The sequence below is a fragment of the Actinokineospora sp. NPDC004072 genome (assembly GCF_053604195.1).
Window position 1 is genome coordinate 278,700 of record NZ_JBSGHB010000002.1, and the last position, 22,058, is coordinate 300,757.

21 protein-coding genes are annotated in these 22,058 nt (G+C 71.8%); 13 read left to right on the forward strand and 8 right to left on the reverse strand.

Annotation, left to right across the window (positions count from 1 at the left end; translation table 11 throughout):
• Nucleotides 1–181 precede the first annotated feature (181 nt).
• On the forward strand, nucleotides 182–646 hold the full coding sequence (locus ACWEPX_RS03675; protein ID WP_451895519.1) for a hypothetical protein: 465 nt from the start codon (nucleotides 182–184) through the stop codon (nucleotides 644–646).
• 142 nt (nucleotides 647–788) lie between these two features.
• On the opposite strand, the gene ACWEPX_RS03680 is transcribed toward ACWEPX_RS03675, so the two are convergent.
• On the reverse strand, nucleotides 789–1,397 hold the full coding sequence (locus tag ACWEPX_RS03680; RefSeq protein WP_451895520.1) for a TetR/AcrR family transcriptional regulator: 609 nt from the start codon (nucleotides 1,395–1,397) through the stop codon (nucleotides 789–791).
• A gap of 128 nt (nucleotides 1,398–1,525) precedes the next feature.
• Between ACWEPX_RS03680 and ACWEPX_RS03685 the strand changes: the two genes are divergently transcribed.
• The 8 genes from ACWEPX_RS03685 to ACWEPX_RS03720 all read left to right on the forward strand — a co-directional run bounded on the left by ACWEPX_RS03685 (nucleotide 1,526) and on the right by ACWEPX_RS03720 (nucleotide 10,915).
• Entirely contained in the window at nucleotides 1,526–2,647 is a 1,122-nt protein-coding gene (locus ACWEPX_RS03685) for an acyl-CoA dehydrogenase family protein (protein WP_451895734.1), read from the forward strand.
• 970 nt (nucleotides 2,648–3,617) lie between these two features.
• The gene (locus ACWEPX_RS03690; RefSeq protein WP_451895735.1) at nucleotides 3,618–4,754 is read left to right on the forward strand and encodes a CaiB/BaiF CoA transferase family protein; all 1,137 of its coding nucleotides are present in this window, start codon (nucleotides 3,618–3,620) and stop codon (nucleotides 4,752–4,754) included.
• 202 nt (nucleotides 4,755–4,956) lie between these two features.
• Nucleotides 4,957–5,118: a hypothetical protein gene (locus ACWEPX_RS03695; protein ID WP_451895521.1), complete on the forward strand. Its 162-nt coding sequence runs from the start codon at nucleotides 4,957–4,959 to the stop codon at nucleotides 5,116–5,118.
• Between the two features lie 175 nt (nucleotides 5,119–5,293).
• Complete coding sequence (locus ACWEPX_RS03700; RefSeq protein WP_451895522.1) at nucleotides 5,294–5,788, forward strand: helix-turn-helix transcriptional regulator; 495 nt, start codon at nucleotides 5,294–5,296, stop codon at nucleotides 5,786–5,788.
• A 1,223-nt stretch (nucleotides 5,789–7,011) separates the two neighbouring features.
• Entirely contained in the window at nucleotides 7,012–7,794 is a 783-nt protein-coding gene (locus tag ACWEPX_RS03705) for a lytic transglycosylase domain-containing protein (RefSeq protein ID WP_451895523.1), read from the forward strand.
• A 37-nt stretch (nucleotides 7,795–7,831) separates the two neighbouring features.
• Entirely contained in the window at nucleotides 7,832–8,158 is a 327-nt protein-coding gene (locus tag ACWEPX_RS03710; RefSeq protein ID WP_451895524.1) for a hypothetical protein, read from the forward strand.
• A complete protein-coding gene (locus tag ACWEPX_RS03715) occupies nucleotides 8,155–8,520 on the forward strand; it encodes a DUF3817 domain-containing protein (RefSeq protein ID WP_451895525.1) in 366 nt (121 codons plus the stop codon). Before ACWEPX_RS03710 ends, ACWEPX_RS03715 begins: the two co-directional genes overlap by 4 nt.
• A gap of 415 nt (nucleotides 8,521–8,935) precedes the next feature.
• Nucleotides 8,936–10,915 (forward strand): S8 family serine peptidase, encoded by a 1,980-nt coding sequence (locus ACWEPX_RS03720; protein ID WP_451895526.1) that lies wholly within the window; start codon nucleotides 8,936–8,938, stop codon nucleotides 10,913–10,915.
• Between the two features lie 37 nt (nucleotides 10,916–10,952).
• On the opposite strand, the gene ACWEPX_RS03725 is transcribed toward ACWEPX_RS03720, so the two are convergent.
• The 7 genes from ACWEPX_RS03725 to ACWEPX_RS03755 form a co-directional block, all read right to left on the reverse strand.
• Entirely contained in the window at nucleotides 10,953–11,375 is a 423-nt protein-coding gene (locus ACWEPX_RS03725) for a protein-tyrosine phosphatase family protein (protein ID WP_451895527.1), read from the reverse strand.
• A 3-nt stretch (nucleotides 11,376–11,378) separates the two neighbouring features.
• Nucleotides 11,379–11,975, reverse strand: coding sequence for an FMN-binding negative transcriptional regulator (locus ACWEPX_RS03730; RefSeq protein ID WP_451895528.1), 597 nt, complete (start codon nucleotides 11,973–11,975; stop codon nucleotides 11,379–11,381).
• 74 nt (nucleotides 11,976–12,049) lie between these two features.
• A complete protein-coding gene (locus ACWEPX_RS03735; protein WP_451895736.1) occupies nucleotides 12,050–12,862 on the reverse strand; it encodes a spermidine synthase in 813 nt (270 codons plus the stop codon).
• A gap of 29 nt (nucleotides 12,863–12,891) precedes the next feature.
• Entirely contained in the window at nucleotides 12,892–13,296 is a 405-nt protein-coding gene (gene speD / locus ACWEPX_RS03740) for an adenosylmethionine decarboxylase (RefSeq protein ID WP_451895529.1), read from the reverse strand.
• Nucleotides 13,297–13,321: 25 nt separating this feature from the next.
• Entirely contained in the window at nucleotides 13,322–14,488 is a 1,167-nt protein-coding gene (locus tag ACWEPX_RS03745) for a type III PLP-dependent enzyme (RefSeq protein ID WP_451895530.1), read from the reverse strand.
• A gap of 74 nt (nucleotides 14,489–14,562) precedes the next feature.
• Nucleotides 14,563–16,137, reverse strand: a complete 1,575-nt coding sequence (locus tag ACWEPX_RS03750) for a solute symporter family protein (RefSeq protein WP_451895531.1) — start codon at nucleotides 16,135–16,137, stop codon at nucleotides 14,563–14,565.
• A complete protein-coding gene (locus ACWEPX_RS03755; protein WP_451895532.1) occupies nucleotides 16,134–16,529 on the reverse strand; it encodes a DUF485 domain-containing protein in 396 nt (131 codons plus the stop codon). The genes ACWEPX_RS03750 and ACWEPX_RS03755 overlap by 4 nt, the downstream gene beginning before the upstream one ends.
• Nucleotides 16,530–17,216: 687 nt before the next feature.
• On the opposite strand from ACWEPX_RS03755, the gene ACWEPX_RS03760 reads away from it, so the two are divergent.
• The 4 genes from ACWEPX_RS03760 to ACWEPX_RS03775 are packed head-to-tail and all read left to right on the forward strand — an operon-like array spanning nucleotide 17,217 to nucleotide 22,046.
• Nucleotides 17,217–20,474: a sensor histidine kinase gene (locus ACWEPX_RS03760; RefSeq protein WP_451895737.1), complete on the forward strand. Its 3,258-nt coding sequence runs from the start codon at nucleotides 17,217–17,219 to the stop codon at nucleotides 20,472–20,474.
• 37 nt (nucleotides 20,475–20,511) lie between these two features.
• Nucleotides 20,512–20,952, forward strand: coding sequence for a roadblock/LC7 domain-containing protein (locus ACWEPX_RS03765; RefSeq protein WP_451895533.1), 441 nt, complete (start codon nucleotides 20,512–20,514; stop codon nucleotides 20,950–20,952).
• 7 nt (nucleotides 20,953–20,959) lie between these two features.
• Entirely contained in the window at nucleotides 20,960–21,469 is a 510-nt protein-coding gene (locus ACWEPX_RS03770) for a DUF742 domain-containing protein (RefSeq protein WP_451895534.1), read from the forward strand.
• Nucleotides 21,450–22,046, forward strand: coding sequence for a GTP-binding protein (locus tag ACWEPX_RS03775; RefSeq protein ID WP_451895535.1), 597 nt, complete (start codon nucleotides 21,450–21,452; stop codon nucleotides 22,044–22,046). The genes ACWEPX_RS03770 and ACWEPX_RS03775 overlap by 20 nt, the downstream gene beginning before the upstream one ends.
• Nucleotides 22,047–22,058 lie beyond the last annotated feature (12 nt).

A 22,058-nucleotide genomic window follows, 5' to 3' on the forward strand; every position in this document is an offset into this window, starting at 1 on the left:
TCCCCTGGTCAGCATGGGTGCGGCCACTCGAATGGAGCAATTCACCGGCAACTGCCCCGCAAGTGGTGGTGAGCCGTTGCGCCAACACGGTTGTCTGTTCCCCTTTGGGCGGTCATCGGCGCCCCAACGGCATCCCCGCCGAACCCGGACCCGACGCCGGTGGCTGGACTTGGCTGGCGGGATGGACACCGTCGTCGTCGGGGCCGCGATCGTGCGCGCGGGCAGGCTGTTCCTGGCCCGCCGCTGCCGCCCGCAACCCGTCGCGGGCTATTGGGAGCTGCCCGGCGCCGAGGTGCCGCCGGAGGGGTCCGAGCACGGCGCGCTGTCGGAGCTGTTCACCGTCGAGTTCGGCATCGATCTGCGCTGCGTGGACCGCATCCTGTCCGACCGCGCGCTGGTCGCCTGGCCCACCGAGGGCGGCGGGCAGGCGGTCCTGCGGATCATCCGCTGCCAGCTGCCCAGCCAGTCCACGCTGGACTTGGACGCGGGCGACCCGCGGCCCGCGCTGACCGCCTACGACGAGACCCGCTGGGTCGACCTCGCCGACCTCGACGGCGTGGGCCCGTGGCGGGAGGCCGACCGGATCACCGCCTTCGAGGTCGCCGACACCTACTGGGCCGACGAGTGGTGGCAGTACGCCGATTGACCAGGTCATCCCAGGTGGGACGGCGCGATGACCCGGCGACGGAAAGTGTTCGCAGAAGCGAACGTCACTATCGGGTCGTTGCGCCCTCATCTCTACATGAGCGGTGGCCCACCCGAGCGAGGGCCAGGTGGGCCACCGCTGTTCACCGGGCGCCCGCCAGGTACCGGGCCAGCACGGTCGACTTCCACTCGGCCAGCAGCCGGGCCCGCCGCCCCTCGTCGCCGCCCATCATCGCGTCGAGCGCCAGGCCGCGGACGAGGTTCACGCTGAGCAGCAGCAACGTCTCGACCTCGGCCTCCGGCAGCTCGCCTGCGGCCTCCCGGTACAGCGACAGCGTGGCGTGGCCCAACGCCCGGTCGACCGGGCGCAGCGACTCGCGCAGCTCGTCGTCGGTGCGCGCGGCGACCCACAGCTCCACCGCAGCCGTCGACAGCGTCCCCGAGTACGCCTCCCACAGCAGATCGATCCCGTGGCTGATCCGCTCCGGCCCCGGCGGCAACGCCCTGGCCGACGCCGTGACCTGCGTGATCAGCCTGCCGAACAGGTGTTGCAGCGCGGCGGTCATCAGCTCGGCCTTGGTGGTGAAGTGGTGCTGCTGCGCGCCCCGCGACACCCCGGCACGCGCGCAGATCTCCTGCACGGTCGTGCGCGCGTAGCCCAGGGACACCAGGCACTCGATCGTCGCGTCGAGCAGCGCCTCGCGGGTCTGCTCGCTGCGTTCGCGCTGGGTGCGGTGGGTGCGTGCGGGCACAGGAACCTCCCAAGTCCTCGCCGGGACTTTACGGGCCCTCCGGCGGGCGGGTACCGTCCGCCTGGAAGATACATTCCGGACTGATTGTTTTCACCCCCGTGGAGGCCCCGGTGCACCGCTCGCCGTGGATGGATGACGACCTCGACGCCTTCCGCGACCTCGCGCGGACCTTCTGCGAGAAGGAGCTGACGCCCAACGTCGAGCGCTGGATCGAGCAGAAGGAGGTCGACCGCGACCTCTGGCGCAAGGCGGGCGAGGTCGGGCTGCTGTGCCTGTCGATCCCCGAGGAGTACGGCGGGGGCGGCGGCACCTTCGCCCACGAGGTGGTGCTGCTGGAGGAGCAGGCCCGCGCCGGGGACTCCGGCTGGGGCGTGTCCCTGCACAACGGGATCGTCGCCCACTACGTCCTCGCCTACGGCTCCGAGGAGCAGAAGCGGGCGTGGCTGCCCAAGCTCGCCTCCGGCGAGTGGGTCGGCGCGATCGCGATGACCGAGCCCGGCACCGGCTCAGACCTGCAGAACGTCAAGACCAAGGCGATCCGCGACGGCGACGAGTACGTCATCAACGGCGCGAAGACCTTCATCACCAACGGCGGCCAGGCCGACTTCGTCATCGTCGTCGCCAAGACCGACCCGTCCAAGGGCGCCGAGGGCATCTCCCTGATCGCCGTCGAAACCGCCCGCGAGGGCTACCGCCGCGGCCGCGTGCTGGACAAGGTGGGCCTCAAAGCCCAGGACACCGCCGAGATGTTCTTCGACGACCTGCGCGTCCCGGTGACCAACCTGCTGGGGCCCGCGGAGGGCCAGGGCTTCATCCAGCTGATGCAGCAACTCCCCCAGGAACGCCTGATCATCGGCGTGTCGTCGGTGGTGGGGATGGAGCTCGCCCTCAAGCTGACCCTCCAGTACACCAAGGACCGCCAGGCGTTCGGCAGGCCGGTGTTCGGCTTCCAGAACACCAAGTTCACCCTGGCCGAGGTCGCCACCGAAGCCCGCGTCTGCCGAGTCTTCCTGGACGACTGCATCACCAAGCACCTCCGCGGCGAACTCGACATCCCCACGGTGGCCATGCTCAAGTGGTGGACCAGCGACCGAGCCATGAAGGTCGTCGACGACTGCCTCCAACTCCACGGCGGCTACGGCTACATGAACGAATACCCCATCGCCCGCATGTTCGCCGACCTCCGAGTCCAGCGAATCTACGGCGGCACCAACGAAATCATGAAGGAAATCATCGCCCGCACCCTGTAACCCCCGCCCACCCGGCCACCCCCAGATGATCACCCCATCCGAGCCACCCGCTCAAATGGCCGCGTCATCTGAACCCACCCCACCCAAATGATCGCAACATCCGGACCACCTGCCCAGATGATCGCACCATCTGGACCACCTGCCCAGATGATCGCATCATCCGAGCCACCCCCGCGACCTAAAGCCGACCCCTCCAACCCGGTGCCCCCATTCGGATGCCCGCACCATGCGAGCCCCGCATTCAGATGATGACGCCATCCGGCCAGTTGGCTCCAGATGATCCCGCCATCCGGTTGCCGACCCCAGATGGTGCCGTCATCTGGTCGTGGATGGTGCCGTCATCCGGCCGTGGGTTCCGGATGGTGTCGTCATCTCGCCGCTGGTTCCGGATGGTGTCGTCATCCGGCTGCCGACCCAGGTGGCCATCCGGCTGCCAACCCAGATGGTGACGCCATCTGGTCGTGGGCCCCGGATGTGTCGTCATCCGGCTGCGGGCTTCGGATGGTGTCGTCATCTGGTTGCGGGCCAGATGGTGCCGTCATCCGGCCGCGGGCTTCGGATGGTGCCGTCATCTGGTCGTGGGCTCCAGATGATGCCGCCATCTAGGTGCCGGATCCGGTTGCCGCCGCCCGGTGCTGGCCCAGATGATGTCGTCATCCCGGCGTTGGCATTCGATGGCGTGGTCATCTGGTTGCTGGCTTCGGACGGTGCCGCCATCTGGCCGGGGTTCGGGATGGTCTCGCCATCCGGTTGCCAGCTCAGATGGCGCCGTCATTCGGGCGTTGGCTCGGGATGATGTCGCCATCTGAATGGCGGTTCAGATGGCGTCGTCATTTGGGGGAGTGGTTCAGATGATGGCGTCATTTGGCGGGGCGTTGGGATGCGGGGGCGGCTTCTGGGGGGCGTTCAGATGGGCGCGTCATCTTGGTGGACGGCTTCGGATGATGTCGTCATGTGAGTTTGGGAGGAGATTGGGTTGGGACCGCTCACCGGGCTGCGGGTGATCGAGTTGGCAGGGCTTGCGCCTGCGCCGTTCGCCGCGACTGTGCTGGCTGATCTCGGGGCTGAGGTGATCCGGGTCGACCGGGTCAAGGCTGGGTTTGATGTGCTCGGCTTCCCCAACGACCCCCTGACCCGGGGACGGCGCTGGATCGGGGTCGACGTCAAGTCGCCCGCCGGCCGGGACATCGTGCTGCGGCTGCTCGACAACGCCGACGTCCTCATCGAGGGCTTCCGGCCCGGCGTCGCCGAACGCATGGGCCTGGGACCGCAGGACGTGCACGCCCGCAACCCCCGCCTGATCTACGGCCGGGTAACCGGCTGGGGCCAGGACGGACCCCTCGCGCACGCCGCAGGCCACGACATCAACTACATCGCCGTCGCAGGCACCCTCGACCCCATCGGCCAGGCCGGGCACAAGCCGACGCTGCCGCTGAACCTCATCGGCGACTTCGGCGGCGGCGGCCTGCTGCTGGCCACCGGCGTGCTCGCCGCGCTGTTCGAGCGGCAGTCCTCCGGGCTCGGCCAGGTCGTCGACGCCTCCATGGTCGACGGCGCCGCCCTCCTGGCCACCCACCTCCACGGCCTGCGCAACCTCGGTGCCTTCAACCAGCCCCGCGGCCAGAACCTCCTCGACGGCGGCGCCCCCTTCTACGACACCTACGAGACCGCCGACGGAAAATATGTCGCCATCGGTGCCATCGAGCAGCGTTTCTTCCGCGCGCTGACCGAGGTGCTCGGCCTGACCGACGTCCCCGACCACACCAACCCCGAGAACTGGACCGCGCTCCGCAAGCTCCTGGCCGACACCCTGCGCACCCGCACCCGCGACGAGTGGGCCGCGCTCGCCGAGGGCACCGACGCCTGCCTGTCGCCGGTCCTGACCCCCGAAGAGGCCAGGACGCACCCGCACAACGCCGCCCGCGGGACCTTTGTCGACATTGGCGGGTCGGTCCAACCCGCGCCCGCGCCCAGGTTCAGCCGCACCGCCCCCGACACGCCGACGCCGCCCAGCCAGGCGCGCGCCGACACCGCGTCCGTGCTCGCCGGGCTCGGTCTGGCCGAAGAGGAGATTGCCCAGCTCCGGGCGGACGGGGTCGTCGCCTAGATCACCCCTTGGGGTGATCATCGCGCGGTGACCGCGTGGTTGCGCCCCTCGGGTGACATCCGAGGGCTGAAGGCTGGCTTGCCGTACCGTTGCGCACGCAGAGTCCCGCGAATCGTGGTCGCGCGTGCACGACTTGGGCGATCATGTCAGCGGAGGGCGCGCCGGTAGGGTTACCGCGTGCCGAGCGGACAGGGAGAGGGCGATGGACGTCAAGAAGATCTTGATCGTGGCAGGCGTTGCGATCGTGCTGTTCTACGTGATCTCGCAGCCCAACTCGGCGGCCAACGCGGTGCAGGGGATCTTCAGCTGGCTGCGCGACGGCGCCGAGGCGATCATCACCTTCCTGCGGAGCCTGTTCGCTTGATCACCGAGGGTGACGCCCGGCGGTCGAAAGATGATCCAAATTGGACCGTCCGGGTGGATCTGGGGGGCTAACGGCCGGTAGTCGGCGTGGTCGCGGAATTGGGTCTGGCGATCTGTCGGTGCCTGCCCCTACGGTTTCAGCCATCGAGTGATCATGAGACCTCCAGGGAGGCGGAATGCTCGACGACACCGGGGTCGACGCGCTGGTCCGGCAGTGGACCGCAGAGCGCGCCCAGGACGCCGACGCGGTTGAGGCGAGGCGGATCGCGTCGGAGTGGCTGGCCGAGGCCCCTGTGCCCGCGCAGCCGGGGATTCCCGGCCAGCGGGCCCGCGGCGGAGCCGCGCAGCGCTGGGCGGACGTGGAGGCGACCGACCCGCGCTATGTGGAAGCCATGCGCAAGCGCCTGCCCGGCGTGCCCGCCGAGCTGCTGGCCCAGGCCGCGGCCTGGTGGCAGATGGTGGGCGGCGTCGCGGAGGCCGAGGAGTGGTGGGACGCGGGCCTGAGCCCGCTCGACCAGCGCGCTCTCGACTACCGCGCGGCGGGCCTGGCCCCCAGCGACCTGCGCCGCAGGCTGGGCCCCCTGACGGTCCTGGAACACCTGCGCCGGGGCAGCGCCCCAGCCTGGTGCGTGGCCCGCCTGGCCCGCCAACGCCGCGAAGGCGTCGCCTAACCCACCCGGACCGGCAGGCTCAACCCTGCCGCCTGGGTCCGCTGTGCGGTGGCCCTGCCCCCAGGGCTCCCCACGTCGGTACGAGCGCCAGACCACCTGGACCGCAGGCCCCTGCCCTGCCACCCGGGTTCCACAGCCGTGAGGGCAGGCCCTGCAACCCAGGGCTCCCCCCGCTGGGACAGCGTCCGACCACCCGGTTACGGGCTCCCGCCCTGCCACTCGGGTACCACAGCCGTGAAGGGCGTGCCCTGCATCCCAGGACTCCCGCCATCGGACGAGCGCCTGACCTGCCCAGACCGCGGGCTCCTGCTCTGCCAGCTGGGCCCCGCTGCTGTGAGGGGCGTGCCCTGCACCGGGGCCTTCCATGCCGGATGAGCGCCTGACCTGCTCGGACCGTGGGCTCCGGCCCGGTCGGCCGGTCCCGCTGCCGTGTGGGCGTGTCCTGCACCTGTGCCGGACGAGCGCCTGACCTGCTCGGACCGCGGGATCCAACCCTGTCAGCCGGTCCCGCTGCCGTGTGGGTGTGCCCTGCACCGCGGGGCTTCCCCTGCCGGACTAGCGCCTATCTGTCGAGGCCATGGACTCCCGCCCCTGCCAGCTGGGTCTCGCCGCTGTGGGGGTGTGCCCTGCACCGCAGGGCTTCCCCTGCCGGACGAGCGCCTGTCTGTCGGGGCCATGGCTCCCCGCCCCTGTCAGCTGGGTCTCGCTGCTGTGGGGGTGTGCCCTGTGCCCGGGGCTCCCTCCGCTGGGACAAGCGTCGGACCTGCACGGCCCGCGGGTTCGCCCTGGCAGCCGGGTCTGCCGGATGGGTGTGCTCTGCACCCGAGGCCTCTCCTGCCGGGCGGGCGCCTGACTGCCCGGCCGAGGACGCGGCGCTGGAACCACCAGGCGGCCGTTGCGCGGACCGCAACCCGTGCCTGACGCCTCGGTTCTGCTCCTGCGGTGGACCTGTGGGGGCTGGGGAGCCGGGACGAGCCTCCGGCCACCCAGGCCGCAAGCTCGTGCCCACCGCCCGGGTCCGTGGTAGGCGTGCCTGGGCCCACCGTTCCTCACCCCCCGGACCAACTGGCAGGCCGATGGGCCGAGGCCCTGGCTGGCCTGCGGGAGGCCGACCGGCGGCGAAATCGGCGGTCGCTGGGGTGGGTGGTTGGGGGTGTGGGGGGACCTACTCTCGCGTAACGTGGCTTCGCCCCGGTCGTTGGGTCAGGGGGAGGGAGCGGGGGATGCGGGTTTCGGGGGTGGTGCTGCGGCTGGCGGTGGTGCTAGCCGTGCTGGGGGTGGCGGCGGCAGCCGTCTGGCTGGTCCGCCTAGCCTCCGCGCCGACCGCTGGACCCGTGGCCAGCGACATCCCCGCCCTGCAGGTCCCGGCCGTCGAGGTGGAGCCGGGGTCGGTGGCTCCGGTGCGGATGGGGGCGCCTGCGCCGCAGGGTGGGGGTGGGGTGGACCCGTTGCGCGGGTGGGCGGAGGATGTCGCAGGTCGGACCGGGATTCCGGTGCGGGCGCTGATGGCGTACGGCAACGCCGAGCTGGCCGTGCGGGGGGAAGCGCCCGGGTGCGGGCTGTCTTGGGCGACGTTGGCGGGCATCGGGCGGGTCGAGTCCGATCACGGGCGGTACCAGGGGCGGACGCTGAACGAGGACGGGCGGGCCTCCAGCCCCATCATCGGCGTCCCGCTGGACGGCTCGCCCGGGGTCAAGGCCATCCCGGACACCGACGGCGGGGCCCTCGACGGTGACAAGGCCGTCGACCGGGCCGTCGGGCCCATGCAGTTCATCCCCTCGACCTGGGCGCGCTGGTCGGCCGACGCGGACCTCGACGGGGTCGGCGACCCCCACCAGATCGACGACGCCGCCCTGGCCGCGGCCCGGTACCTGTGCGCGGGCGGGCGCGACCTGCGGACCCCCGAGGGCTGGTGGGCCGGGGTGCTCTCCTACAACAACAGCGTCGAGTACGGGCAGAAGGTCTTCGGCCTCGCCGAGCGGTACGCCCGCGATAGCCGGACGTGAGCGGCATCTCTCAGGTGGCGCGGGTTAGCATCGGGTTGTGCTGCGCAAAGTCGTGATCGTCGGGGTCAGCCTGCTGTCCCTGGTCGCGGCCTGCGCGCTCGCCTGGTGGCAGTGGGACCGGTTCACCGAGGCCAACGGGACCTTCCAGAACCTCGGCTACGTGCTGCAGTGGCCGCTGTTCGGCCTGGCCCCGGCCTACATGTTCTGGCGCTGGCACCGGCTGCGCTCGAAGCCGCCCACCCCGGTGGCCGCGGCCCCGCAGCCGCCGCCCCCGCGCCCGGTGATCGACGACTCCGGCGACGACGAGCTCGCCGCCTACAACCGCTACCTGGCCCAGCTGCACCGAACACAGGAGCCCTCATGAGCAAGACGCGGGACATCACCGACGAGGAGAACCCGGCCCAGGCGGTGTCCGCCCCCGGGGTGCGCGGCGCCCTGGCCCGCTACCGGGTGCTGGCCTACGTCGTCGGTGTCGGCCTGCTGGCCCTGGTCGCGGCGATGGTGCTCAAGTACGCCTTCGACAGCGCCTCCGCCGTGGCCATCGTCGGCCCGGCGCACGGGTTCCTCTACGCGGTCTACCTCGTCGTGGCGTTCGACCTCGCGCTCAAGGCGCGCTGGTCGGTCAAGGGCACCCTCTGGGTGCTGCTCGCCGGGATGATCCCGTTCGTCTCCTTCATCGTCGAGCGCTCGGTGACCCGCAAGGTGCGCGCGGGCGAGAAGGTCTGACCAAGCATCCACTGTGGACGTTCGACCGCCGAGACGTCCACAGTGGAATGATGAAGCGTCGGTGCACCCTTGTGGGTGAACGCCCAACCGACTCCCCACCGCGACGGTACCCGACCGAGCCTGGTCCAGACCAGCAGGAATCCGGGCCGTCCCGATTTGTCTGGACCACGGTCCGAGCCTCGGCCTAACGCCCGCTGACGAACGTCTTAAAAGGGACTCTGCGCCGAACGGTCTATTTGATCAACGGATCTGGACAGCGGCGTCGATCTGCGCTGGAGTGGAGGCACTGGGGCAACACTGGGGCGACTCGACGGCGATCTTCCACGCCGCGCAGCCGATGCGCGGGGTGCACCGCCGTGCGCGCACGTCCCTCGTCGCCCCACCCCCGCCAGGTGTGATCGACGAAGGGGAAGACGTGAGAAAGAAGTCCTTACCGCCGCTTGCCGCCGCGCTGCTGGTCAGCGCCGCGGCGGTGGCGCTGCCCGCGCCCGCGGCCGCGGCCGCCCCCGCCGGGCCGGGCGCCGTCATCGAGGTGAAGCTGGCCTCCGGGACCGGCGTCGCCGCGGTGCGCCAGGCGCTGGACGACCGCGAGATCACCAAGATGACACCGCTGTTCGCGCGCCTCGGCGAGCGGCTGACCGCGCTGCGCCCGGTCGGCGCGCAGGCCAAGGGCGACCCGGGCCTGGCCCGCTGGCACCGCATCGAGCTGGCCCCCGGGGTGGACGCCAAGGCGGCGGTGCGGGAGCTGTCGGCGGTGCCCGGCGTCGAGACCGCCTACCAGCAGCCGAAGGTGAGCAACCCGGTGACGCCGGACTTCTCCGGCCAGCAGGGCTACGCCGACCCGTCCAGCGCCAGCGGCATCGACGCCGACTACGCCCACACCAAGCCCGGCGGCCGGGGCGGCAACGTCAAGGTCGTCGACATGGAGCAGGCCTGGAACACCCAGCACGAGGACCTCTCCAAGCTGCGCCTGCCCGGCGCGCTGATCGCCAACGGCACCCCGGTCTTCGACCCGGGCGGGGTCGAGCACGGCACCGCCGTCATGGGCGTGATCGGCGCCGACGACAACGGCTTCGGCGTCACCGGCCTGGTCCCCGACGCCGGTCTGCACTACACCAACGTCGCCAACACCGAGCGCGGCTACGACCTGGCCAACAGCATCCTGGCCGCGGCGGCGGGCGTCGGCGTCGGCGACGTGCTCCTCATCGAGCAGCACGTCTACGACTGCGGCAACTGGGCGCCGATGGAGGTCTGGCCCTCGGTCTACGACGCGATCGTGACCGCGGTCGGCTCCGGGCGGCACGTGGTCGAGGCCGCGGGCAACGGCAACCAGAACCTGGGCAACCCGTCCTGCTTCGGCCCCCGCTTCCCGCACGACAAGCCCGACTCGGGCGCGATCATGGTCGGCGCGGGCGCGGCCCCCGGCTGCACCACCCCGGTGCGCACCCGGCTGGGCTTCTCCAACTACGGCAGCCGCGTCGACCTGCAGGGCTGGGGCGAGTGCGTCACCACCACCGGCGGTGGCAACCTCTACGGAACCACGCAGAACCAGTACTACACCAACACCTTCAACGGCACGTCGAGCGCCTCGCCCATCGTGGCGTCCGCCCTGGCCTCGCTGCTGAGCGTGGCCGAGGCCAACGGCGTGCAGCTGAGCCCGGCCCGGGCCAGGGAGATCCTGATCGCCACCGGCACCGCGCAGTCCGGCCTCGACCACATCGGCCCGCTGCCGAACCTGCGCACCGCGATCGACCACTACCTCTCCGGCATCCAGCTGCCCGAGCGCATCGCCAACCCCGGCAACCGCCAGTCGGACGTCGGCGTGCCGGTCAACCTGGGCCTGCAGGCGTGGGACGGCAACGACGACGTCCTCACCTACGCCGCCTACAACCTGCCGCCGGGGCTGTCGGTCAACACGGCCACCGGCGTTATCTCCGGCACCCCGACCACCCTGGGCACCTACAACGTCACCGTCTCGGCGACGGACAACTCCGGGCCGATCAGCTCCAAGCAGTTCACCTGGACCATCGTCGAGCCGCCGCCGGTGGTGTGCGAGGCGAACTCGGTGACCTGGCCGCTGCCCGACCTGCAGACCGTCCAGGTCCCGCTGGGCGTGGAGGACTGCGCCGTGGTCAACGCCGCGGGCAGCACCCTGGAGGTCCAGATCACCCACACCTACGTCGGTGACCTGTCCATCAAGCTGAAGGCGCCGGACGGCACGCTCTACCCGCTCAAGGCCGCCAACCCCGGCGACTCGTCGGACAACCTGCACGCGGTCTACCCGGTCGACCTGAGCTCCGAGAGCGTCAACGGCATGTGGTACGTCGTGGTGCAGGACCACGACAGCGGTGACAGCGGCACCCTGGAATGGGCGCGGCTGACGCTGAAGTCCTGAACCGGTCCCCGGTGGCGGGCCCGACCCGCCACCGGGGTCACACCGCCTTGGCGAAGCGCTTGATCCACCGGTGCTGCCAGGGCATCTCGACCGCCCGCGGGTGCAGCCGGGCGCGCGTCCACCGCACGGCCTCGGCCGCGGGCACCCCGGAGAGCACGGCCAGGCACGCGACCGCGGTCCCGGTCCGCCCGACCCCGCCGCCGCAGGCGACCTCGACCTGCTGCGTCCGCGTCCGCCCGTGCAGGTCCTTGATCAACGACACCGCGGTGTCGAAGTCGCGGGGGATGGCGAAGTCGGGCCAGTCCACCCAGGCGTGCTCCCACTCCGGCTGGTACCGGCGCAGCTTGCCGTTGCCCAGGTAGAGCCCGTAATCCGGACGCTGCCCGCCGGGCTCGGGGTGGCGCAGGCCGCGCCCGCGCACCCAGCCCCCGTCGGGCAGTTCGATGGCGTTGTCCAACATGACCTATGGATACACCTCGGCGGCCATCCCGTGCTCGCCGCCCGCGGCCAGCCCCGCCGCCACCCCGGCCCGGTCGGCGGCCGACCGGTTCTGCGACGCCTTCCGCTTCGCCTCGACCCGGGTGATCGCCACCTCGACGCCGACGATGGCCCGCACCTGCCCGGCGATGAACTTCTCCGGCGCGTCGTCGACGGCCCACGGCCGGTCCATGCCCGCCTCGAACTTCTCCGTCAGCTCCCGCACGACCCGGTCCACCCACTCCGCGGAGTCGTGGAAGGTGACCGTGCCGTAGACGTGGGCGGTGACGTAGTTCCAGGTGGGCACGACCCGCCCGTGCTCGGCCTTCGATGCGTACCAGGACGGCGAGACGTAGGCGTCCGGCCCGCGCACGATGACCATGCCCTCGCCGATGACCGGCAGCCGCCACTGCTCGTTGTTGCGCGCCAGGTGCCCCCGCAGCCGCCCGTCGGTGTGGACCAGGGGCAGCAGCGTCGCCTTCACCCCCTCGGGCGTCGCCGTCACCAGGTCGGCCGCGCGCACGCCCGCCAGCATGGCCTCGACCTCGGCGTCGATCATCGAGAAGTGCGCTGGGACGTACACCGGCCACCTCCGGGTGCGCGTCGGGGCCGGTCCCCGCCTCGGCGGTGGCCGGCCCCGACGCTGAGCGAACTGGGCTAGAGCGACTTGCGCACCCGGTACGGCGGCACCGTGCAGCCGCGCAGGGCGTCGGCGTCAATCGTCTCCGGGCGGTACGGCAGGGTCGCCAGGCGGGCGATCATGCGCTCGGTGGTGTCCGGGACCTCCTCGGCCGTGCCGAACAGGAACGCCCACTCGTGTTCGTCCGAGCCGTAGTAGACGGTCGTGCCGAACACCTCGTGGAAGCGCCGCCACGAGCGCAGCAGCGTCTCGTTGCGCCACATCGTCTGGCAGCCCGCCTGGCAGACCACGACGCCACCGGGTGCGAGCACGGACTTGCAGCGGGTGAGGAACTCCTCCTCGTACAGCCGGTTGTGCTGGGCGAACTCCGGGCGCTCGTCCGGCAGGTCGACCAGCACGATGTCGTAGCGGTCGGTCGTCTCGGCCAGGAACTGCCAGCCGTCGGCGTAGTGCACCCGCACCGGGCCGTCACCGGCGACCGCCCGCTCCAGCTCCTCCGGCGTGTAGCCGTAGGGCAGGTGCTGGGCGCACAGCTCGACGGCCTGCCGGTCGATGTCCACGTGGTCGACCAGGCTCGCCCCCGCGGCCACTGAGATCTGGCTCACAACGCCCTCGCTGGAGCCCACGACCAGCACCCGCTCGACCTTCTCGGCCAGCAGCAGCGCCGGGACCAGCAGGGCCTCGTGGTAGGTCAGCTGGCTGAACTCGGTGCTCTGCCGGTCGTCGTCGCAGAACAGGCTCACGCCCTGCGCGGTGCGGCCGATGACCAGGTGCTGGAACTCGGTGCGGGTGTCCACCAAGACCTCCGGCATCTGCCAGACCCTGGTCATGCCCGCGCCCAGCGGCTCGACGATGGTGGTCACGCGACCACCCCCGCCGCGGGCACCTTGTGTCCCCTGTGGACGGTGTTGATGGTGGCGGCGCGGGCCCCCAGCCGGTCGCGCAGCAGCGCGGCGGCCAGCTCGGGGTCGGCGGTGTCGCCGCAGGTGAAGATGTCGACGAACATCGAACCGATCTCCGGGTAGGTGTGGATCGAGGCGTGCGACTCCGAGAGCAGCGCCAGCACCGTCACCCCTTGCGGCTCGAACTGCTTCGAGATGACGTCGCAGACCGTGGCGCCCGCCTGCCGCAACACGTCCTCCAGGGTCGTATGGAGGAAGGCCAGATCGTCGAGCTTCGAGGCATCGATGCCCTCGAACTCGGCGAGTACGTGACGACCGGCGAAGAAGCCAACGCCCGCTGCGGGCGTGAGGTCGTGCGCCATCTATCCAACCTCCTACGGGGGTGTTTCAGCCGACGAACAGCGTCGGCAGCGGCGGGAATCCATTGAAGGAAACCGAGGCGTAGCTCGCCGTGTAGGCGCCCGTGTCGAGGATGTCGACATGATCGCCCGCGCGCAGTGCCAGGGGGAGACGATACGGGGTTCGCTGGTAGATCACATCATCGCCGTCGCAAGTCGGCCCGGCGATGACCACCGGGCCGTCCGGCTCCCCGTCGCGCGCGGTGCGCAGGCGGTAGGCGATGTACTCGTTCTCCGTCTCCGCGAGGCCCTGGTAGCGGCCGATGTCGAGGTAGACCCAGCGGTGCTCGTCGGCCTCGGACTTGCGCGAGACCAGCACCACCTCGCTGCGGATGACCCCGGCGGTGGCGACCACCGCGCGGCCGGGCTCGATGAGCAGCTCCGGCGGGGTGTCGAAGTGCTCGGCGACGGCCGCCCTGATCGCCCCGGCGTGCTCGCGCAGGGCGGGCGCGGCCTGCACGTAGCTGGCCGGGAACCCGCCGCCGAGGTTGAGCGAGGTCAGCACGACGCCGCGCGCGGCCGTGGCCCGCCCGATCGCCGCGGCTTGGGCGATGCCCGCCACCCAGGCCGCGGGGTCGGTGTGCTGGGAGCCCACGTGGAAGCAGGCCCCCCGCACGTCCATCCCCAGTTCGGCCGCACGCACCAACAGTCGCGCCGCCATCTCCGGGGCGCAACCGAATTTCTTCCCGAACGGCGTGCCCGACTGCGGCGCGTCGACCAGGAACCGGCACCAGACCTGCGCGCCCGGCGCGTTGGCCGCCAGCTTCTCCAGGTCGTCGTCGGAGTCGAATGTGAACCGGCGCACACCGCGGGCGTGGGCGTGGGCGATGTCGCGGGCCTTCTTGATCGGATTGCCGTAGGACAGCGACTCCGGGCTCGCGCCCTGCTCCAGGCACATGTCGATCTCGCCGGTGCTGGCCACGTCGAAGCTCGACCCCGCCTCGACCAGCGCCCGCACGACCTCCGGGGCCGGGTTGGCCTTGACGGCGTAGAACACCCCCGCCTCGGGCAGTTCATCCCGCAGCGACCGGTAGTTCGCCCGGACGGCGTCCAGATCGATCACCAGGCACGGGGTCTCGGGCGCGCGCTCGTCGAGGAACGCGCGCAGCCGGGCCTCCGTGGCCTGAGCGGGGGAAGTGTGCAACACGGCGTGCACTTTAGTACCGGATCGGGTGCAGGGTGGACGCCGACCGGCTCACACCCGGGGAGCCGGTCGGCGGGCCGCCGGATTCAGCGGCCGATGCCGGTCAGCGACCGGACTTCCATCTCCTTCTGCAGGTCGGCATCGGCCTCGTCGCGGGACAGGACCGTGCCCAGGTAGCCGCAGATGAACGAGACCGGGATCGACACGATGCCCGGGTTGGACAGCGGGAAGACCGCGAAGTCCGCGCCGCTGAAGATCGAGGTTTCGCTGCCGGAGAACACCGGTGAGAAGAACACCAGCAGCAGGCACGATCCGAGACCGCTGTACATCGCCCACAGCGTCCCGGTCGTGTTGAACCGCTTCCAGAACAGCGAGTACAGGATCGTCGACAGGTTCGCCGACGCGGCGAAGGCGAAGGCCAGCGCGACCAGGAAGGCGACGTTCTGCCCGTTGGCCAGGATGCCGCCGATGATCGCCAGCGCGCCGATGACCACCGCGGTGATCCGCGCCACCCGCACCTCGCTGGCCGCGTCCGCCCGGCCGTGCCGGAAGATGCCCGCGTACACGTCGTGGGCGAAGGACGCCGACGCGGTGATCGTCAGGCCCGCGACGACGGCCAGGATCGTGGCGAACGCGACCGCGGCGACGATGCCCAGCAGGACCGTCCCGCCGATCTCGAAGGCCAGCAGCGGCGCCGCGGAGTTCACCCCGCCGGTGGCCGAGAGGATGCGGTCCGAGCCGACCAGGGCGGACGCCCCGTAGCCGATGACGAGCGTGGAGACGTAGAAGACCGTCATCGAGCCCACCGCCCACACCACCGAGCGGCGCGCCTCCGCCGCGTTGGGGACGGTGTAGAACCGCATGAGCACGTGCGGCAGGCCCGCCGCGCCCAGGATCAGCGCCAGCGACAGCGAGATGAAGTCCAGCGGCGAGGCCCCGTACTGCGCGCCCGGCTCCAGGATGGCCTCGCCCTTGCTGTTGTTGGCCGCCGCCTCCTCCAGCAGGTCGGTGATGCTGAAGCCGAACTTGCCGAGCAGGAACACCGTCATCAGCACGACGCAGAGGATCAAGATGGACGCCTTGATGATCTGCACCCACGTGGTGCCCTTCATGCCGCCGACCAGCACGTAGAGCACCATGATCAGGCCGACGACGGCGATGACCAGCGCCTGCCCCGCCTTGCTCTGCACGTCCAGCAGCAGCGCCACGACCGCGCCAGCGCCCGCCATCTGGGCCAGCATGTAGAAGAACGAGATGACCAGGGTGGACGTCGCCGCGGCGGCCCGCACCGGGCGCTGGCGCATCCGGAAGGCGATCACGTCGCCCATCGTGAACCGGCCGGTGTTGCGCACCAGCTCGGCGACCAGCAGCAGGTTGACCAGCCACGCCACCAGGAAGCCGATCGAGTAGAGGAACCCGTCGTAGCCGTTGATGGCGATGGCCCCCGCGATGCCCAGGAACGACGCCGCCGAGAGGAAGTCCCCCGACAGCGCGATGCCGTTCTGCACCCCCGAGAAGCGCCCTCCCGCGGCGTAGTAGTCCGCGGTGCTGCTGTTGCGCGTGCTGACGCGGTAGACCACGTACAGCGTGATGAGGACGAACGCGGCGAACACCGCGGTGTTGAGCGTCGGGTTGCCGACGCCCTCGCCTGCCAGGGTCACCGGGGCACCTCCTGGCCCGCGGCGGCCCGCAGCGCGGCGACCTCGGGGTCGACCCGCGAGCGCGCCCACCGCAGGTACCCGGCGGTGATCGCGATGGTGGTGGCGAACTGGAGCAGGCCGAGCAGCAGCCCGACGGTCACCGAGCCGGTCACCCGGATGGCCATGAAGTCGCGGGCGTAGGCCGCGAGCAGCACGTAGGTCAGGTACCAGACGAAGAACACCGCGCTCATGCCGAAGGCGAAGCGGCGGAACCGGGCGCGCAGCGCGCCGAACGCGGGGGAGGCGTGGATCGCGGCGAAGTCCGGCCCTGCGGGCGGCGCGGGCGCGGTCGCGCCGGGCGCGATGCCGCCGAACGTCGCGACCCGCGGTCGCGGGGGGACGACCTCGGTCATGCGTTCCTCCGGGGAATGGGGGTAATGCCGAATCGGGGCGGGCGTCATAGTAACCACGCGGGCCTGCTTCACCTAATGCGCCGACTATGGGGGTGCTAACGACCCAAAGGCGGCGCAGAGGGTCCTTTAAAGAGGCGCGGATAGGTCTGCCTGCGCTTATCCGCCGCGCGAGATCACGGAACGATGACGGACAGGTATGGATACGCGCGCGCAAGTGGTCTCACACTTAGTGGTGAACCACGCCATCACCTTGCGTCGTGCGCGTTGCACATGGCCCGGACCAGGGCGCTGACGAGGGAAACCGCGGGTCACGGGTGTAACCCGATCTAGCGATTAAGTCGCGCGCGCAATCGCTAAGGGTGACCAAGAGCCGATCTTGACCGGCTGCGCCGGCCGCCCGGGACCGGTTAAGCCGCCGTTTTCCCAGGTCAAAGCCGAGAGATCGACAAGCTTTCCGAGGTGGGCGATTCCGGTAGTCTTCTGCCACGTTGTCGCCGCCGCCGGGAAGCCCAGGCGCGACGCGCTCGGCGGCCGTGCCGCCCGCTCGGACTGCCCCCGCCGGAGCTGCGGGCGGGAACTGCCCGGAAACAGCCACGGAAGGGAGTTGCGTGCGGTGAGGCCGTTATTCCCGCTGGCACGGCGAAGCCGATCCGGCCGACGACCCAGAGGGGGCCGAGCGTGACCGACATGGCGACCACGACCGAGCGCACCGAGGGTGGGGAAGCCACTCGGTGGTCGGCCATCGCCCGGTGGCGGGACTGGAACCTCCCGGTCAAGCTCAGCGCCGTCATCCTCGTCCCGGTCGTGTTCGCCATCGTGCTGGGCGCGCTGACCATCGGCGACCAGATCGACCGCGCGGACTCCTTCCGCCGGGTCGACCGGCTCGTGGTGGTCAACGACGACCTGCGCAAGGTGCTCACCTGGCTCCAGCGCGAGCGCACCAAGGCGGCCACGCTGCTCACCGGCGGCACCCGCGACATCACCTCCGAGCTGACCGCCGAGCAGCGCAGCGCCGACGCCGCGCGGGCCAACCTGCTGCGCTCGGTGGAGCGCGCCGAGTTCGCCAACCCCGCCACCGGCGACCGCTACACCGCCGTCGGCGACCGCCTGGCCGAGCTGGACGCCCTGCGCGCCGCCGTCGGCGACCGCGACGTCGACGGCGCGGCCGCGCTGGCCGGGTACACCGAGGTCATCCGCGCGCTGCTGGCCTTCGACCGGGCCGCGGCCGAGGAGATCGCCGACCCGGGCCTGGCGGGCACCGCGGGCGCGCTGCACCACCTCGAAGCCGCCAAGGAGGAGGTCTACTACCAGCAGGCCCTCGTCGCCATGGGCATCGCCCGCGGCGGCCTGTCCGCGGCCGAGCTGGACGCCCTGCGCAGCTCCCAGGCCCGCCACGACGAGCACGTGCGCGAGTTCCGCGCCGTGGCCACCCCCGCCCAGCGGGCCGAGTTCGACCGGCTCACCGACGCCCCCGGCGTCACCACCCGCGTGCGGCTGCTGCGGCTGGTCATCGGCGGCGACGCCGAGACGCTGCCGCCGGTCGGCGTGCCGCTGCCGATCACCTCGGTGGACTGGAACGGCGCATCCGAGCTGACCTCCGGCCGGATCAGCAACGTCAGCGGCACCCTCGGCCGGGAGATCATCACCCGGTCCGAGGAGCTGCGCGACGAGGCCAGCGACGGCGCGGGCCTGGCGTCGGTGGTGCTCACCGTGGCGCTGGTGCTCGCCGCCGCGGTCATCATCACCATCGGCCGCCAGCTGCTCACCTCGCTGCGGCTGCTGCGACGGGAGGCGTTCCGGGTCGCCGAGGAGTCGCTGCCCGCCGCCGTCGAGCGCATCCGCGGCGGCAAGAACCTGCCTGCCGAACCCGAGGTCGACCCGGTCCCCATCCACACCGGCGACGAGGTCGGCGCGGTGGCCCGCGCCTTCGACGCCGTGCACCGGCAGGCGCTCAAGCTGGCCACCGAGCAGGCGGGCCTGCGGGCCAACTACAGCGACGTCTTCGTCAACCTCTCCCGCCGCAGCCAGGGCCTGGTCCAGCGCCAGCTGCACCTGCTGGAGCGGCTGGAGCGCGACGAGGAGGACGCCGACCAGCTCGCCGTGCTCTTCCAGCTCGACCACCTGGCCACCCGGATGCGGCGCAACAACGAGAACCTGATGGTCCTCTCCGGCGCCGACCTCGTCCGCCGGGCCAGCCTGCCCGCCCCGCTGGCCGACCTGCTGCGCGCCGCGGTCTCCGAGATCGAGCAGTACCAGCGGGTCATCATCCAGCCGCCCGCGAACGCGATGGTCGTCGGCTACGCCGTCGGCGACCTGGTCCGCCTGACCGCCGAGCTGCTGGACAACGCCACCGCGTTCTCCGCGCCTGCCACCCAGGTGACCGTCGCCAGCCACCACAGCCCCGGCGGCGCGATCCGGGTCGAGATCGCCGACCGCGGCATCGGGCTCACCCCGACCGAGCTGGCCGAGGCCAACGCCCGGCTGGCCGAGGCGGGCGCGGTCGACGCATCCACCTCGCGCCGGATGGGCCTGTTCGTCGTCGGCAGGCTGGCCGCCCGCCTCGGCGTGCGGGTCTGGCTGGAGCCCGCGGTCGGCCACGGCCTGCGCGCGGTCATCACCGTGCCCGCCGAGCTGACCGCGCCCGCCGAGCCGACCAGGGCGACCCCGCCGCCCGCCCCGCCCGCGCCGGAGATCCCGGCGCCCGCGGGGCCCCACCCCGAACCCGGGCGCACCAACGGCCACCCCGCCGACGACGTGCTGCCCCGCCGCAATAGCCCCACCAACGGCCACACCAACGGCCACGCCACCAATGGCCACGCCACCAACGGGCACCCCACCAACGGCAGCCAGCACGCCTCGACCAACGGCCGCAGCAACGGCGCGAAGGTGACCGGGGTGGACCCGTTCGCCCCGTGGAGCCCGGTGGAGACCACCGTCGTGGATGGACCGTCCACAGCGGACCTGCTGCAGCTGCTCTCCCCGGGCGACGGCGCGTCCCTGCCGACGCCTGCCCCGCCCGCCGACGCGGCGGCGGCCGCGGAGCCCGAGACCGCCGGGAACGGCACGCCCGGCGAGCCGGCCCCGCTGCCCCGCCGCAAGCCGCGCAGGCAGGCCGACGCCGACGTCACCCAGACCATCCCGGAGACCCCGGCCGAGGCCGAGCCGGCGGCCGAGGCCGAGCAGACCACCTTGTTCAGCCCGACCGAGCCGAAGGTGGTGGACGCCGGGTGGTGGGACACCACGCTGGTGCACGAGCGGCCCCCCGCGGTGCACGAGACCACGCCCATCTTCGACGAGATGGTCTCGGCCTGGTTCCGCGCGGTCTCCGACGCCCCGGACAACGCCTGGGACTTCGCCGCCGACACCGGGTTCCAGACCGCGCGGACGGTCTCGTCGGCCGAGGCCGACGAGTACACCGACTCCGGTCTGCCCCGCCGCCAGCCGCGCAGGCACCTGGTGCCCGGCAGCGTCGAGTCCCGGATGGCCGACTCCCGCCTGCACCACCGCCCGTCCTTCGCCCGGCGCAACGCCGACGACCTGCGCGACCGCCTGTCGAGCTACCAGCGCGGCGTGCACCGCGCCCGCGGGCTGCACCACAGCGGGCCTGCCCACGGCGCGGCGGACGGGCTGGACCTGCGGGGCGCCCGCTGGCGCTTCGCCGCCGACGTCGGCTGGCAGGCCGCCGACGCGGTGGCCCGGTCGGTCCCGGCCGCCACCACGCCCACCGGCCTGCCCCGGCGCACCCCGCGCGAGCGGCTGCTGCCGGGCAGCCTGGAGACCGCGGCGCCCGCCGCCGGTCCCCGGGTCGAGCGCGACGCCGAGGCGCTGCGCTCGCGGCTGGCCGGGTTCCAGCGCGGGCTGGACCGCGGCCGCGACAGCCTGGCGCAACGGGGCGCGCCCGCGGGTTCCGGGCGCGCCGAACAGGACGGCGACGGCGATGCGTGACGCCCGATCGCCCCGCCCCACCACCGAATGGAGCACGATGACGTCCACGCAGTCCAAGCCAAGCCGGTTCGGCTGGCTGGTCAACGACTTCGCGGAGCGGGTGACCGGGGTCGCGCACGCCGTTGTGGTGTCCGCGGACGGTCTGCTGCTCACCTCGTCCCACCGGCTGCCGGTGGACCGCGCCGACCAGCTCGCCGCCGTCGCCTCCGGGATCATCAGCCTCACCCAGGGCGCGGCCCGCTGCTTCGAGGCGGGGGCCGTGCGCGAGACGGTGGTCGAGATGGAGCGCGGCATCATGCTGCTGATGGCCATCGGCGACGGGTCGTGTTTAGCGGTTCTCGCGGCCCCGACGTGCGACATCGGGCAGGTCGCCTACGAGATGACCCTGCTGGTGGACCGCGTCGGCCAGCTGCTGACCCCGGAGCTGCGCGCCGCGCTGCAGGGCGCGGCCGGGAGGATGGTGGGGCAGCCCGCATGAGCGCGACATGAGCGCAGAGCACGAGCCCACCATCGCCGACGTGATGAACGGGCTGACCCGCTCCCGCAAGCACCCCGCCCCCCGGCAGCCCGCCGAGCACCCGCCCGCCCGACCCCTGGAGCCGCAGTGGCCCGAGGCGGACGCGGTGCCGATGGTCCGCCTGCCGGACGCGGGGGAGCAGGCCGCGATCGTCCGCCCGTACGCCTGGACCCGCGGGCGCACGCGGTCGAACTTCGAGCTGCGGCTGGAGACGATGGTGTCGACGAGCTCCCGCGCCGCCGACGCATCCGCGTTCGCCGAGTCCGAGCACCGGGCCATCGGCGAGCTGTGCCGGGACCCCCGGTCGGTGGCCGAGGTCGCCACCCTGCTCGGGGCGCCGCTGGGGGTCGCCAAGGTGCTGCTGGGCGACATGGCCCAGCTCGGCCTGGTCACCGTGCACAAGACCGCAACCGGCGGCGCCAACCGGGCGCACCTGGTGTTGATGGAAAGGGTACTGAGTGGACTCCGTCGACTTTGACCCCGCGCCGACCCTGACCTCGGTGAAGATCGTCGTCGCAGGCGGCTTCGGCGCGGGCAAGACCACCTTCGTCGGGTCCGTGTCGGAGATCATGCCGCTGACCACCGAGGCGGTCATGACCAGCGCCAGCGCGGGCATCGACGACATCGCCGCCACGCCCAACAAGGCCACGACCACGGTGGCGATGGACTTCGGCCGGGTCTCGCTGGACTCCGACCTGGTGCTCTACCTGTTCGGCACGCCGGGCCAGCAGCGCTTCTGGTTCATGTGGGACGACCTCGTCCGCGGCGCCATCGGCGCGGTCGTGCTGGCCGACACCCGCCGCCTCGCCGACTCGTTCTCGCCGATCGACTTCTTCGAGGAGCGGAACCTGCCCTACATCATCGGCCTGAACTGCTTCGACGGCCGCCTCAACCACGACGTCGAGGAGGTCAGGGACGCCCTGGCCATCCCGCACGAGGTGCCGATCGTCCCCTGCGACGCCCGCGAGCGCGAATCGGTGAAGAACACCCTCATCATGATGGTGGAGTACTCGATGCGCCGGTGGGTGGCACTGCACGGAGCCGGGGTCGGCTGACTCCCGGCGGTT

What these genes read in the sequence shown, in the direction of transcription:
- ACWEPX_RS03675 (WP_451895519.1), top strand. Translation starts at nt 182, where the DNA reads ATGGACACCGTCGTCGTCGGGGCCGCGATCGTGCGCGCGGGCAGGCTG.
- ACWEPX_RS03685 (WP_451895734.1), top strand. Translation starts at nt 1,526, where the DNA reads ATGGATGACGACCTCGACGCCTTCCGCGACCTCGCGCGGACCTTCTGC.
- ACWEPX_RS03695 (WP_451895521.1), top strand. Translation starts at nt 4,957, where the DNA reads ATGGACGTCAAGAAGATCTTGATCGTGGCAGGCGTTGCGATCGTGCTG.
- ACWEPX_RS03700 (WP_451895522.1), top strand. Translation starts at nt 5,294, where the DNA reads ATGCTCGACGACACCGGGGTCGACGCGCTGGTCCGGCAGTGGACCGCA.
- ACWEPX_RS03705 (WP_451895523.1), top strand. Translation starts at nt 7,012, where the DNA reads ATGCGGGTTTCGGGGGTGGTGCTGCGGCTGGCGGTGGTGCTAGCCGTG.
- ACWEPX_RS03715 (WP_451895525.1), top strand. Translation starts at nt 8,155, where the DNA reads ATGAGCAAGACGCGGGACATCACCGACGAGGAGAACCCGGCCCAGGCG.
- ACWEPX_RS03725 (WP_451895527.1), bottom strand. Translation starts at nt 11,375, where the DNA reads ATGTTGGACAACGCCATCGAACTGCCCGACGGGGGCTGGGTGCGCGGG.
- ACWEPX_RS03735 (WP_451895736.1), bottom strand. Translation starts at nt 12,862, where the DNA reads ATGACCAGGGTCTGGCAGATGCCGGAGGTCTTGGTGGACACCCGCACC.
- speD (WP_451895529.1), bottom strand. Translation starts at nt 13,296, where the DNA reads ATGGCGCACGACCTCACGCCCGCAGCGGGCGTTGGCTTCTTCGCCGGT.
- ACWEPX_RS03755 (WP_451895532.1), bottom strand. Translation starts at nt 16,529, where the DNA reads ATGACCGAGGTCGTCCCCCCGCGACCGCGGGTCGCGACGTTCGGCGGC.
- ACWEPX_RS03760 (WP_451895737.1), top strand. Translation starts at nt 17,217, where the DNA reads ATGGCGACCACGACCGAGCGCACCGAGGGTGGGGAAGCCACTCGGTGG.
- ACWEPX_RS03765 (WP_451895533.1), top strand. Translation starts at nt 20,512, where the DNA reads ATGACGTCCACGCAGTCCAAGCCAAGCCGGTTCGGCTGGCTGGTCAAC.
- ACWEPX_RS03770 (WP_451895534.1), top strand. Translation starts at nt 20,960, where the DNA reads ATGAGCGCAGAGCACGAGCCCACCATCGCCGACGTGATGAACGGGCTG.